Below are 13,187 nucleotides of genomic sequence, written 5' to 3' on the forward strand. Positions count from 1 at the left end.
AACTGCGATACCGAAATGTCACCCTACCGGGCTGGCTATTCGCGACGTTCTGCTCGGACCGCGTTCCGGTATCCGCGGAACGCCAGCCCGAGAGCGACGACGCAACCGAGCAACACCAAAGACGGCATCACGCCGGGGTCACCCTTGACGATCGCGACCACAGCGCCGATCAACGCCATGAGGGTGAAGACCGAGATGAAGCCGGCAATCAGCTCCATGCGCTGGGCGCGCGAAGCCCGCCTCATCGAAACCGTGCGGCCCGCATCACGACTTGACGCCGCCTGCGGTCAGACCGGCGATGATGCGTCGCTGGAAGATGAGAACCATGATGACCAGCGGGACCATCACGAGGGTTCCGCCGGCCATGATCGAGGTGTACGGCGTGACGAATGGGTCGGTTCCGGAGAATTTGGCCATCGCCACCGTGACGGGCGCGGTCTTGTCACTCGAGAGTTGCAGCGATAGCAGGTACTCGTTGACCGTTGCGATGAAAGCCAAGATCGCAGTGGTGAACAGTGCCGGCGCGGCGAGCGGCAGCATGATCAGACGGAAGGCCTGGCCACGGGTGGCGCCGTCGATACGCGCCGCTTCTTCGAGCTCCCACGGAAGTTCGGAGAAGAACGACGTCAGCGTGTAGACCGTCAGCGGCAGCACGAACGAGATGTTCGGGATGATCAGCGCTTTGTAGCTGCCGATCCAGCCGATGTCGGTGAACAACTGGAACAGCGGAGTCACGAGGGCGACGACCGGAAACATGGACGCACCGAGGATGATTCCGGTGACGAAGTATTTGCCACGGAAATCGAAACGCGAAAGCGCGTACGCAGTGAACACGCCGATGACCAAGGCGATCAGCGTGGTCGCGCCCGCGATGATGAGGCTGTTCATCAGTGCACGAGTGAAGTTCACCTTGGCGTCGGGATCGAGCGCCGCGGTGAAGTTGGACAGCGTGAGATTGGTGGGCCACAGTGACGTCGAGAACGTGTCCGCCGGGTCGCGCAGCGCCGTCACGATCATCCAGTAGCAGGGAGCGAGTCCCCACACGATGATCAGTACGACGCCGATGTAGGTGCCGATCTTGCCGCGTAGTGCCTTGTTCATACCGGCTCCCCCTTCCGCTGCTTTTCCTGCGTGCTGACCGCATTGGCTCCGAGGAATCGGACCAGGATGAAGGCCACAGCGAAGATGATGAGGAACGTGATGGTGGACAGTGCCGACGCCGAATTGGCGCCGACGCGCATCTGATCGACAACCAGAACCGAGATGGTGGAGGTGGCGGGGTTGGATCCCATCATGATCGCGGGCAGGTCGTACATCCGCAGAGCGTCCATCGTGCGGAAGAGCACCGCCACCATGAGGGCGGGCTTGACCAGCGGGAGCGTGATCATCCGGAAACGCTGCCACGCCGTTGCGCCGTCGACCTTGGCTGCCTCGTAGACGTCGGCGGGAATCATTTGCAGACCCGCGAGGATCAGCAGCGCCATGAATGGCGCCGTCTTCCAGACGTCGGCGACGACGATCGCAAATCGTGCCGGCCAGGGATCGGCCGTCCACAAGATGTTGGTACCGAGAATCTTGTTGGCGATGCCGTCGTTGGCGAAGATGAAGAACCAGAGCTTCGCGGTGACGGCGGTGGGGATGGCCCAGGGAATCAGCACGGAGGCGCGGAGCAAACCGCGTCCGCGGAACGTCTTGGCCATGATCAGTGCCATCGACAGACCGATCACCGTCTCGAGCAGGACGGTGACGACGGTGAAGCCGAACGTATTTCCGATCGACTGCCAGAACTGCGATCCGAGTGTGCCGGGCGGGCAGGGAATCGAGCCGTTGGCGGTGTTGCAGGACTGGGTGATCCAGTTCTTGTAGTTGTCGAACCACGTGAACTGACCGGTGACGAACATGCCGGTCTCGGGATCGAGTTTCTTGCCGTCGCTGTGCATCGACATCCAGATCGCTCGTCCGAGCGGATACAGAATGATGACGGCGAGAACGATCAGCGACGGTGCGACGAACGCCCACACGGGAACTCGTCGACGCTTCTTCGGCTTGTCGGCCGACGCAGGCGGGGGCGAGGTCGGTGGGGGTGGAGTAGCTGCAAGGTCAGGCAGAACCTTGGTCAGGGATGTCCCTGCTGCCTCGGATGCCGACGGCTCTTCTAGCGGTTCCGGTGCACGGTGTCTCCCACCAACGCCCGAACGGTCGGGACCGGTTGAACCGGCCCCGACCGTGGGGTTGGTAGGCACAGCCGCGGAAGGATCCTGCGGTTCTGCCATTGCTTATTGCTCCTGGTAGATCAGTTACCGGCGGTTTCGATGCCGGCCTTGGTGTCCGCCAAGGCCTGCTCGACGGTCTTCTCGCCGCGAATAGCAGCGTAGGTGTTGTCGGAGATCGACTTCGACACCTGCGTGTAGTACGGCGTGACGGGGCGCGGCTGAGCGGTAGCGAGTGCTTCCTTCAGGGTCGCGAAGTACGGGAACTGAGCGAGCACTGCCGGGTCGTCGTAGACAGCCGAGAGGACGGGGGCGCCGCCGACCTCGGTGAAGTACGTCTGCGACTTCTTGGTCTGCATGAACTCGAGGAAGTCACGAGCCGTGGCCGGTGCGTCCGAGTACGCGCTGATACCGACGTTGTAGCCGCCGACCGTCGAAGCGCCCGGTCCGTCGACACCCGGAAGAACGGTGTAGCCGTACTTGCCGGCAACCGAGGTCTTCTCACCGTCGACCGAGAAGCCGGACCACGTGCGCATGAAGAGTGCCTTGCCGTCACCGAACGCGGTCTGCGACTCGCCCTCGGAGTAGGTCAGTGCTTCCTGCGGGATCGTGTTGTCGGCGAAGTTGTCGACGATCGACTGAACGCCTGCCTTCGTCTTGTCGTCGATGGCCGGGGTGAGTCCGTCCGGGCCGACCCACGGGCCGTCGTAAGCGTTGGTGATCTCGGTGGTGTTGACCGTCAGGCCCTCGTAGTTCTTGAACTGACCGATGTAGCAGGAGATGCCGGCTTCGACAGCCTTCGGGCAGTTTTCCTTGAGCTCGGCCCACGTGGTGGGAGCCTTCTCGACGAGGTCCTTGCGGTAGTACAGGAACGCGGCGTTGGTGTTCTTCGGCGCTGCGTAGAGCTTGCCGTTGTAGGTGCCCGAAGCGACGGTCGACGGCAGGAGGCCGGACTCGTCGATCGCGAGGTCACCCTCGAGCGGCTGCAGCCAGCCGTTTGCGGCGAACTGGGCGGTGTTGACGACGTCGACACCGATGAGGTCGTACTCGTCGCTCTTGGCCTGCATGCGCTGGGTGATGTCGTCGACCTGCGCGTTGGCTTCCTTGGCCAGCGGCTTGAGCGTGACCTTCTCGTCCGGGTGCTCGGCATTCCAGTCGGTGATGATGTTTTCGAGCGCCTCGTTCAGGGCATCCTGCCCCTCGACGATCGTGATGGGTCCGCGGCCTTCGCTCGAGGACGATCCCCCGGATGCGGCCGTGGTGCTGGTTCCGCTGTCCTTGTCAGAATCGGACGAGCAGCCCGCCAGTACCAGCATGGACGCTGCCGTGGCTGCAATTGCAGCGCGGCGCATCGCCTTCGAGTTCAGAACCATGGATTCGCTCCCCGTATGTGTATGACAAATAGACGGTCACCGAGAGCCTGCTCACGGCATGCGCCATGGGTGCCGGCTCCTGGCATCGGCCCCTACTGTGGCACGAGACACCCGTACTTGTGGGTATTACGCCGAACCTGAATCGGTCATGTGTCGTTTGACAGGTCCACCTAACCCAGGCGACGCCCGTCGGTGGTGGCAAAAATGTGCACCTTCTCGGGGTCGACGCGCAGGTTGACGCGCTCGCCCTTCTGCGGCGGATTACGCCAGTCACCACGCGAGACGATCTGCTGCAACCGTCCGCCGATCGTGGTCCGGCCGTAGACGTAGGCATCCGAGCCGAGTTCCTCGACGACGTCGACCTCCATCGGCAGGCCTTCGGCGGCGATCTCGAGGTGCTCGGGGCGAATACCCAGGACAACCTCGGTTTCGACGACGCCGTTCATCGTCTCGCGCGGCACCGGAACGATTCCGTCGCCGAAGGCCACGCCGCCGTCGACGACCGGGAGGGTGAAGAGGTTCATCGCGGGCGAACCCATGAAGCCGGCGACGAAGACGTTCTTGGGCTTGTTGTAGAGCTCGCGCGGCGAGGCGCACTGCTGCAGGATTCCCTTTTCGAGGACTGCGACGCGGTCACCCATCGTCATGGCCTCGACCTGGTCGTGGGTCACGTAGACCATCGTCGTCGCGAGGCGTCGTTGCAGCTGAGCGATCTGCGTGCGCGTCTGCACGCGGAGTTTCGCGTCGAGGTTCGAGAGGGGCTCGTCCATCAGGAAGACCTGCGGCTGGCGGACGATGGCGCGGCCCATCGCCACTCGCTGACGCTGACCACCGGACAGCGCTTTGGGCTTGCGGTCGAGGTACGGCTCGAGGTCGAGCATCTTCGCGACCTCTTCGACGCGGGCGCGGATCTCCGTCTTGTTGGTTCCGGCGAGTTTGAGCGCAAAACCCATGTTCTCGGCCACCGACATGTGCGGGTACAGCGCGTAGTTCTGGAAGACCATCGCGATGTCGCGCTCTTTCGGTTCCTGACCGGTGACGTCTCGGTCGCCGATGAGGATGCGTCCGCTGTGGACGTCTTCGAGCCCGGCGAGCATGCGCAGGGTTGTCGATTTTCCGCAGCCGGAGGGTCCGACGAGGACGAGGAACTCGCCGTCCTCGATCTCGAGGTCGAGCTTGTCCACTGCCGGAGTGTTCGAGCCGGGGAACAGGCAGGTGGTGCTCTCGAAAGTCACTGAAGCCATGACGAGGTTGATCCCTTCTACCGGCAGGAACGTGCCGGACGATCCAAGTTGAGGGTGAGCGTGTGCGCTAGCAGCATAAACGTCCGTGTCGGCGCGCGAGCGTAGTCTTTCACGGTGAGTTCGGAGAAGATGCTGACCCGCATCGGTGCGCTGCTTCGCCAAGCGGAGTCCACCGACAATCCACACGAAGGTGAAGCCTTCATGGCCGCCGCGCAGCGGTTGGCCACCAGTTCCGCCATAGATCTGGCGGTCGCGCGTGCGCACACCGCGTCTTCGGAAAAACGTGCGACGCCCACTCAACGGCTCATCACCATCGGCGAACCGGGTAAGCGCGGGCTGCGAACGTACGCTCAGTTGTTCATCGCGATCGCCGCTGCCAATGACGTGCAGTGCGACATCGCTCAGACGTCGGCCGTCATCTACGCCTACGGCTTCGCCGGTGACATCGACGTGTGCGAAGCCCTGTACTCGAGCTTGCTCTTCCAGATGGTGCGTGACTCCGACGCGTACGTGCGCTCCGGGGCGTACCGCGGCGAAACGTCCGTGCGGACCGTCGTCGAAACTCGTGGACGACGACGCGTCAACACTCAGGTCCGCAAGCCGGTAGCCGGAGTGACGGCGCGCCTGAACTTCCAGATGGCGTATGCGTCTCGCATCGGCGCTCGGTTGGCCGAGACGAAGCAGCAGACGGAGAAGGCGGCGATCGCCGAGTCGGCCGCGTCATCTTCGGAAACCGCACTCGTGCTGCGTAACAAGGAAATCGAGCTCGAGGACTACTACTCGTCCAACTCCAAAGCGCGTGGGACGTGGCGAGGCGGTGGCCGCGCGAGTGCCGGGCATTCCTCGCATGCTCGACGGGCGGGTGATCGGGCGGCGCGCTCCGCGCGTCTAGGCAACCTTCCGGAAATCGGCGGGGTGCGCGGACAACTCGACTCATGAGGGATACCCAGCGCAGCGCGGTCTACGAGGCAGAGACGTTGGTACGCACCATGTTCGATCGCGCCGACGAGCGCGGCCTTCGGAGCGTCGAAGTCATGGGTTCCACCATCACCCTGCCGGTCGAGCGCAAATTCGGTTCCGTGGAGTCGGTCCAGGCGTACTGCGACCAACTACTCGGGCTGAACTGGATTCGGGAGACCTGGCCTCGCGCAACCGTTTCGGTGTCCGTACGCTCTCGCGCCGGTAATGCTGCCGCCCACTATTCGAACGACGTCATCGCCGTTCCAGACGACCGTGACGGCCGGTGGGCGCTACGCGAATTCGTTGTCTTGCACGAACTTGCGCACCACCTCGGTGACCCCACTTCCGACGAGGCTTCCCACGGGCCCGAGTTCGTCGACCGCTATACGAACCTGGTCGGCGAGATCGTCGGACCCGAGGCGGCCTTCGTTCTTCGCGCGATGTTCCTTGCCGGTGGTGTCCGGACAAGTTGAGGGTTATCAGCCCTCGGCGAACCCGGTGGTGTCCGAACCGGCCGACTGGAATACTCGGCCTATGGATGCGCCGCGCAGATTAGTCCTGGTCAAGGATAGGTCCGAACATCCCGATCCTGCTGTTGCCGTGCGCAAACCCCCACTGATTCGTGAAGCCTACGGACGAGTATTGAGGGAGGTCCGACGCGACCAGGACCGAACTCTCGACGACGTCGCCGCAAAGGTCGGGATGTCGAAGCAGTACCTCTCCGAGATCGAACGGGGCAAGAAGGAACCGTCGTCGGAAATTCTGCGCGCCATCTGCGAAGCGCTCGGGATGCCGCTCGAGCACCTGCTGTTCCGAGCGGGCAACAGGATCGTTGCGCTCAACTCCCTCACCTTCGGACATTCTCCCGCACCGATCTCCGGTCCAGTCCTGATGGCAGCCTGATCAGTTCCCTTCGATGAGGGTGTCAGCCAGTCCGTAGGAGATAGCGTCGTCGGCAGTGAAGATCCTGTCGCGATCGGTGTCCTTTCGCAGTCGTTCGACGCTCTGACCGGTGTGCTTACTCAGAATCGCCTCGGTCTGCTCCCGGATTCGCAGGATCTCGGCGGCTTGAAGCGCGAGGTCCGAGATGGTGCCACTACCTTGCGTCGACGGTTGGTGCAGCAGCACCCGCGAATGGGCGAGAACATGCCGATGGCCGGGAGTACCGGCGGCCAGAAGCACGGCAGCAGCCGACGCCGCTTGCCCCATGCAGTACGTGGAAATGGTGGGCTTCAAGAACTGCATGGTGTCGTAGATCGCGAGCATCGCCGTGGTGGAACCGCCGGGAGAGTTGATGTACAAACCGATTTCGCGATCCGGGTTGTCGGCCTGCAGATGCAGCATCTGAGCCATCACGACATTGGCGACGCCGTCGTCGATCTCTGTGCCGAGAAAAACGATGCGTTCGTTGAGCAGCCTGCTGAAGATGTCGAAAGACCGCTCACCCGTTGGCGTTCGCTCGATGACACTGGGAATCGTGTACTGGGACATGACGTCACAATCCGATCTTGGGGAAGGTGGCTTGCGGTGCTATCTCGGCGAAGGACGTCACGACGCGGTCGACGATTCCGTACTCGCGCGCCTGCTCGGCGGTGAACCAGCGATCCCGATCGCTGTCGGTCTCGATCTCCTCGACGGTCCGGCCCGTTTCGGCGGCGAGGATTTCCTGCGATTGACGCTTCATCAGCTCGAGACTCTCGGCCTGGATCGCAATGTCCACCGCAGTGCCACCGATACCGGCCGAAGGTTGGTGCATCATGATGCGGCTGTGCGCCAGGCTGATTCGCTTGCCGTGGGTGCCGGAGCAGAGAAGCACCTGGCCCATGCTGGCGGCGAAGCCCATCGCGACCGTCACGACGTCGTTGGGGATGAGCTTCATGGTGTCGTAGATGGCCAGACCGGCAAACACCGATCCGCCGGGTGAATTGATGTAGAGCACGATGTCGCGCTTGGGGTCGGTGGTGGCGAGGAGTACCAGTTCCGAACACACACGTTCGGCCATGGCGTCGTTGACCTCGCCGGTGAGCAGAATGGTTCGCTGTCGGAAGAGCCTGTCTGTCAACAGGTCACGGTAGCCGGTGTCGGTGGGCGCTTCAGTAGTCATGAATCCATTCCTACCGGCGCAGCGGTGTCGGGACCCCGCCTGTCTGCTGTGGGCAGACCACCCCTGTTTTGCCCCCCATTCTTGAGCGAACGGCACGTTCAGTCGATCTAAGGCGCCGAAAGTACCGTTCGCTCGAAAAGGGGTGGGAACAAAGCGGGCATACCCGTCACCGACGGCGGCGGTAGCGGTACCGCGCACACCCGGCCATGATGGGAGAAGACAACCATTCCTCTCGTCAGGAGCGTGGCATGACTCGTCCGGTACGTATCGGTGTTCAACTCCAACCTCAGCACGCACCCGATTACGGGTTGATACGCGACGCCGTCTTGCGGTCCGAGGACGCCGGGGTGGACATCGTCTTCAACTGGGACCACTTCTACCCGTTGACCGGCGATCCCGACGGCGCCCACTTCGAATGCTGGACAATGCTGGGAGCCTGGGCCGAGCAGACCGAACGCGTCGAGATCGGCGCCCTGGTGACCGGCGGCGGCTACCGCAATCCGGATCTGCTGGCCGACATGGCGCGAACCGTCGACCACATCAGCGGCGGACGCCTGATCCTCGGAATCGGTGCCGGCTGGTTCGAGAAGGACTATGACCAGTTCGGATACGACTTCGGCACCCCCGGTTCACGGCTGAAACTGCTGGGCGAATACCTCCCCCGCATCACGGGGCGCCTGGCCAAGGGCAACCCGCCTCCGACGCGCAATATCCCGGTCCTCATCGGGGGTGGCGGCGAGAAGAAGACTCTGCGCCTGGTCGCCGAGTACGCCGACGTCTGGCACAGCTTCGGCGACCGCGAGACACACCTGCGCAAGTCAGACATCCTCTCCGACCACTGCGCCGACGTGGGCCGGAACCCGGTGGAAGTGGAGCACTCGGTGCCGTGGCCTGGGCTCGAAAATGCTGCCGACCTGGTCGCCGACGGCGTCTCGCTCTTCACCGTCGGCGTCAGCGGACCTGACTACGACCTGACGACGCTTGTCGAGGCCATCGGCTGGCGGGATGACAACACGGCACCGGCATTGAGCGGACTCGCCTGAGTCGTGCCCAACACCTCGTCGTTGTCGGCGCCGAGAACGGGCGGCGCCGACGTCAGACGTGGCCTCTGGCCGGAGAAGTTGACCGGAAAGGCCACTTGCTTCAACGGTCCGAGCGTCGGATGGTCGACGGTTCCGACCATGCCGAGCGCGGCGGTGTGGGGATCGGAGTAGATCTCGTCGAGATGCCGGATCGGAGAGACCGGTACGGCTCGTTCGGCGAGCAGAGCGCACCAGTATTCGACGGTTCCGGACGCAAAGGCGCTGGTGAGTTCTCGTTCCAAGCTCTCGCGGTTCTCCACCCGCTCGCGGTTGTGGACAAAACGAGGCTCGGTCGCCAGTTCGCTTCGACCGATCGCCTCGCACAGCGACGCCCACATCGCGTCGTTGCCGACAGCGATGACGAAGTACCCGTCGCTGGCAGGAAATGCTTGGTAGGGAGCAAGATTCGGGTGACCGGAGCCTAACGCCGTCGGACGCTCACCGGTGGCGAAGTAGCTGGTCGCCCAGTTCACGTGCATGGCGAGTTGGCACTCGTACAACGACGTGGTCACGTACTGTCCGCGCCCGGTCCGGCCCCGCTCGACCAATGCAGCCAGCACCCCGACCAGTCCGAACAGCGCTGCACCCAAGTCCCCCAACGCAAATCCGGACTTCATCGGCGCGCCACCCGGTTCACCGGTGAGCGACATGAGCCCACCCGCGGCTTGCGCGATCATGTCGTACCCCGGTTCGTCGCGCAGCGGCCCTTCTTCACCGAAGGCAGAGATGTGCAGGGTGATCAGATGTGGGTATCGCTCGGACAGTGCCTGGTAGTCGAAGATCTTCTGTAATCCACTGCCCGGCTTGAAGTTCTCCACGACCACGTCGGTCTCTTCGAGCATGCGGTGGATGATCTCCTGTCCTTCGGCAGACTTGAGATCGATCGTCACCGACTTCTTGCCGCGGTTGATCGCGAGGTAGTAGGCGGCATCGACCCCGACGAAGGGCGGCCCCCACGAACGTGTGGGGTCGCCGCCCTCGGGGTGCTCGATTTTGGTGACGTCCGCCCCGAGATCGGCAAGCGACATAGTTGCGTACGGCCCGGCAAGGATCTTCGACAGATCGAGGACGCGGACACCGGCCAGGGGTGCGGGGCCTGTTGGAGTATTCACCGGTAACCTCCTGCTACAGAAAGGAACTCGGCTACGACGTCACATGCATCATCCAGCTCGACGTCGCCGCCGTCGGTTATCACGTCGAGCTTGCCGAGCGCGGCCGACGGCACCTTCCCGGCCAGACCGGCCAGGTAGGAGTTCGCCACCAGCAGTGACCGGTACCCGCGACCTTCTCGGATGCCGTGATCCGCAAGGTCGAAGAGCAGAGTCGCCATGACGGTACGAGCCAACTCGTCGGAGTACCTCGCACTCGCAGCCTGCGCGGCATCGTCAGTTCCCGCGATCAGACGATCTCCTTCATCGACCAGTTCCTCCCAGCGCCGCAACAGAACTCCGGCCCCGGCTTCGCAGTCCGGTCCGACGGCGGACAGGATGTCCGTCATCGCTCCCGCGACCGTGCGGTGCGAATCGAACTTGCGTAGGCACCGAAGTACGTCCAGCGCAATGACATTGCTCGAGCCCTCCCAGATGGAGCCGAGGTGAGCGTCCCGCACGAGTCGCGGATTGACCCATTCCTCGATGTACCCGTTTCCGCCGCGCACCTCCATTGCCTCACCGGTGACCACTCGCGCACGTTTGCACACGAAATGTTTGGCGATCGGCGTCAGCACCCTGATCAGTGCTCGCGCTTGATCGTCACCGCCGTCTGCAGCCTGAAGACACTGCGCGCTGTACGCCACCAGCGCGAGCGAAGCCTCGGCATCGAGTGCGAGGGGAAGAAGAGTCGCCCTCATCAGTGGCTGATCGAAGAGCTTCTTACCGAACACGACTCGGCTCTTCGAATGTTCGACGGCTTCGCGGACTGCTCGGCGCATGAGAGCGCTCGAACGCATCGCATTGGACAGCCTAGACGTGTTGACCATCTCAGCCATCTGGCGGAATCCTCGATCGAGTTCGCCGACCTGGAGTGCGTGCGCGCGGTTCAGCGTCACCTCGCCGCTCGGCATGGAACGCGTACCCAGCTTGTCCTTGAGACGATCGATCGTGAGGTTGTTGCGCTCGCCGGATCCCAAGGTCTTGGGCACCATGAACATTCCGACTCCACGCGTCGAACCATCCTGTCCGCCCGGGAATCTTGCGAGGGTGATGATCACATCGGCATCCGGGTTGGAGGCGAACCACTTCTTGCCCGTCAGAACCCATCCGTCACCGTCGCGCTCGGCGCGTGTTTCGGTGCAGGCGATGTCGGTGCCTGCCTGAATCTCGGTCATGAACATCGCACCCGTCTTCGCCTGCTCGGGGTCCGTCGACGTCAACGCGTCGATCCAGGGCGAGAACACGGCCGGATCACCGAACATACGCAGGGTCCGCGCAGCAGCATCTGTCATCGACACCGGACAGGCCAGCCCGAACTCTGCCTGCACGAAGATGTACGACGCGAGGTACTTCGTGAGTGGCGGATGCACGGAGTCCCATCCGTGCAACCCTTTTCGGTGCGACATGGCGGACAGGCCGTACTCGTTGTACGCCGCCCGGCACAGTTCCAGGTAGGCCGGGTGATAGGAAATCCGGTCGACGCGGTCACCTGCCTTGTCGAATTGCTGCAGCACAGGTGGGTTCTTGTCCGCGATGTCGGCAAGCTCGGACAAACGGCCGGCGGCATCTCGGCCCAGTCGGTCGAGCAATCCGTTCAACGTCTCTCGATCCGCCCCGGCGGTCCATCTGTCCACTACCGCTGTCAGAGCGGGGTCGGTGTGTGCAAAGTTCATCAGTGGTCAACGCCTTTCAGGGTGGAAGCATCGGTCATGTTCGAGGAGCTCGTCGACTCCGACCCTTGCGCGTGCAGCGCACTCCTGCGCAACAAAGCAGTCATACAGACCAGGGAGAGAACGACATACACGAGCCCTAGAGCTACGACCGGCCAGATCGAGTTGGTTCGCGTCAGCAGATACTGGCTGACCATCGGGGCCGTTCCGGCAAATACGGCGGTCGACAATTGGTACGACAGAGAGATGCCGGTATACCGAACATTGGTGGGGAAAACCTGCGCCAGGATGCCGGCCAACGCGGCGTAATACATTGCGTGAGGCGCCGTCGCGAGGACCATACCCAGAATTGCCAAGGGCACGGAGCCCGTCTGAACCAGCACGAACATCAGTGGTAGGAGCACGAGTTCCGGTAGCAGCATCCAACGGACTGCTTTCGACGGATCGATCCGCGTGGCCAGCACAGCGCCGAAAGGCTGTACGAGCGCCTGGGCTACCAGTGCGACGGTGATCACGAGGAGGAAGTCACTGCGCTCGAAGCCGAGATCCGTTGTCGCCCACGAGAGCGCAAAGGTTGTCTTGACGTACGTGATGGCAACACCGGCAACCACAGCGCCGACGCCGAGAGCAAGTTCGACGGGATGCGAACGCAACACTTCGACCAGCGGCATCCGTGTACGTTCTTGTGCCGCAACAGCCTTCTTCATCTCGGGTGTCTCGGAGATGTGCAATCGGATGTAGAGAGCGACGATCACCAAAGCTGCGGATCCGAGGAACGGCAGACGCCAACCCCACGACTCGAACACGGAATCCGACATCAACGTCAGGCCGAGGAAGGCCAGCGTCGCGAGCAGGTTGCCGACCGGTGAACCCTGCTGCGCAAACGCACCGTAGAGCACCTTTTTCTTCGGGGGAGCGAACTCGGTGGCGATCAATACCGCGCCACCCCATTCGCCGCCCATGGCAATGCCCTGGAGAACACGCAGTGCCACAAGCAGTATCGGTGCCCAGATCCCGATCTGGGAGTACGTAGGGAGGAGGCCGACACCGACAGTCCCCAACCCCATGAGCGCGAGGGTGATGATCACGGCGTTCTTGCGACCGAACTTGTCTCCGAAATGACCGAACACCACTCCGCCGACCGGACGAGCCACGAATCCCACGGCAAAAGTCGCGAAGGCTGCGAGTGTTCCTACCGCCGGCGACGCATCCGGGAAGAACAGCGGGCCGAGCACCAAGGCGGATGCGGTTCCGTAGATGTAGAAGTCGAACCACTCGATAGTCGTTCCGACAAACGCCGTGATTCCGGCCTTGCGTGCCTGTTTGGTGTTGTATTCAGGCGGATTGGTGTCTTGACCTGGGTGTTGATCCACGGTTCTCCCTGATTCTCGCG

Annotated in this window: 14 protein-coding genes; 4 read left to right on the forward strand and 10 right to left on the reverse strand. The window is 62.9% G+C overall.

Annotation, left to right across the window (positions count from 1 at the left end):
• Positions 1-35: 35 nt before the first annotated feature.
• The 5 genes from ACSW29_RS01080 to ACSW29_RS01100 all read right to left on the reverse strand — a co-directional run bounded on the left by ACSW29_RS01080 (position 36) and on the right by ACSW29_RS01100 (position 4,827).
• The gene (locus ACSW29_RS01080; protein ID WP_230817733.1) at positions 36-245 is read right to left on the reverse strand and encodes a hypothetical protein; all 210 of its coding nucleotides are present in this window, start codon (positions 243-245) and stop codon (positions 36-38) included.
• Between the two features lie 19 nt (positions 246-264).
• Positions 265-1,101 (reverse strand): carbohydrate ABC transporter permease, encoded by an 837-nt coding sequence (locus tag ACSW29_RS01085; protein WP_003946046.1) that lies wholly within the window; start codon positions 1,099-1,101, stop codon positions 265-267.
• Positions 1,098-2,273 carry a carbohydrate ABC transporter permease gene (locus ACSW29_RS01090; protein ID WP_007735224.1) on the reverse strand — a complete coding sequence of 392 codons (1,176 nt, stop codon included), beginning with the start codon at positions 2,271-2,273 and terminating at the stop codon, positions 1,098-1,100. Before ACSW29_RS01090 ends, ACSW29_RS01085 begins: the two co-directional genes overlap by 4 nt.
• 20 nt (positions 2,274-2,293) lie before the next feature.
• Positions 2,294-3,583, reverse strand: a complete 1,290-nt coding sequence (locus tag ACSW29_RS01095) for an ABC transporter substrate-binding protein (protein WP_448276155.1) — start codon at positions 3,581-3,583, stop codon at positions 2,294-2,296.
• Between the two features lie 170 nt (positions 3,584-3,753).
• Positions 3,754-4,827: an ABC transporter ATP-binding protein gene (locus ACSW29_RS01100; RefSeq protein WP_003946073.1), complete on the reverse strand. Its 1,074-nt coding sequence runs from the start codon at positions 4,825-4,827 to the stop codon at positions 3,754-3,756.
• A gap of 114 nt (positions 4,828-4,941) precedes the next feature.
• Between ACSW29_RS01100 and ACSW29_RS01105 the strand changes: the two genes are divergently transcribed.
• The 3 genes from ACSW29_RS01105 to ACSW29_RS01115 all read left to right on the forward strand — a co-directional run bounded on the left by ACSW29_RS01105 (position 4,942) and on the right by ACSW29_RS01115 (position 6,690).
• Entirely contained in the window at positions 4,942-5,766 is an 825-nt protein-coding gene (locus tag ACSW29_RS01105; RefSeq protein ID WP_317827033.1) for a DUF2786 domain-containing protein, read from the forward strand.
• Positions 5,763-6,260 carry a TIGR04338 family metallohydrolase gene (locus ACSW29_RS01110; protein ID WP_347873149.1) on the forward strand — a complete coding sequence of 166 codons (498 nt, stop codon included), beginning with the start codon at positions 5,763-5,765 and terminating at the stop codon, positions 6,258-6,260. The genes ACSW29_RS01105 and ACSW29_RS01110 overlap by 4 nt, the downstream gene beginning before the upstream one ends.
• A 61-nt stretch (positions 6,261-6,321) precedes the next feature.
• A complete protein-coding gene (locus tag ACSW29_RS01115) occupies positions 6,322-6,690 on the forward strand; it encodes a helix-turn-helix domain-containing protein (RefSeq protein ID WP_448276156.1) in 369 nt (122 codons plus the stop codon).
• Here ACSW29_RS01115 and ACSW29_RS01120 read toward each other — a convergent pair whose 3' ends face one another.
• Both ACSW29_RS01120 and ACSW29_RS01125 read right to left on the reverse strand, forming a co-directional pair.
• On the reverse strand, positions 6,691-7,278 hold the full coding sequence (locus ACSW29_RS01120) for an ATP-dependent Clp protease proteolytic subunit (protein ID WP_003945993.1): 588 nt from the start codon (positions 7,276-7,278) through the stop codon (positions 6,691-6,693).
• A 4-nt stretch (positions 7,279-7,282) separates the two neighbouring features.
• A complete protein-coding gene (locus ACSW29_RS01125) occupies positions 7,283-7,891 on the reverse strand; it encodes a ClpP family protease (RefSeq protein WP_020909763.1) in 609 nt (202 codons plus the stop codon).
• 248 nt (positions 7,892-8,139) lie between these two features.
• Here ACSW29_RS01125 and ACSW29_RS01130 point away from each other — a divergent pair, with 248 nt between their 5' ends.
• A complete protein-coding gene (locus ACSW29_RS01130) occupies positions 8,140-8,934 on the forward strand; it encodes an LLM class F420-dependent oxidoreductase (RefSeq protein ID WP_283305533.1) in 795 nt (264 codons plus the stop codon).
• Here ACSW29_RS01130 and ACSW29_RS01135 read toward each other — a convergent pair.
• The 3 genes from ACSW29_RS01135 to ACSW29_RS01145 are packed head-to-tail and all read right to left on the reverse strand — an operon-like array spanning position 8,856 to position 13,167.
• The gene (locus ACSW29_RS01135; protein ID WP_347873151.1) at positions 8,856-10,085 is read right to left on the reverse strand and encodes a CaiB/BaiF CoA transferase family protein; all 1,230 of its coding nucleotides are present in this window, start codon (positions 10,083-10,085) and stop codon (positions 8,856-8,858) included. The two genes, ACSW29_RS01130 and ACSW29_RS01135, sit on opposite strands and share 79 nt — an antisense overlap.
• Positions 10,082-11,797: an acyl-CoA dehydrogenase family protein gene (locus ACSW29_RS01140; RefSeq protein WP_448276157.1), complete on the reverse strand. Its 1,716-nt coding sequence runs from the start codon at positions 11,795-11,797 to the stop codon at positions 10,082-10,084. The genes ACSW29_RS01135 and ACSW29_RS01140 overlap by 4 nt, the downstream gene beginning before the upstream one ends.
• Positions 11,797-13,167 (reverse strand): MFS transporter, encoded by a 1,371-nt coding sequence (locus ACSW29_RS01145; protein WP_448276158.1) that lies wholly within the window; start codon positions 13,165-13,167, stop codon positions 11,797-11,799. Before ACSW29_RS01145 ends, ACSW29_RS01140 begins: the two co-directional genes overlap by 1 nt.
• Positions 13,168-13,187 lie beyond the last annotated feature (20 nt).

It is taken from the genome of Rhodococcus sp. GB-02 (assembly GCF_053470465.1).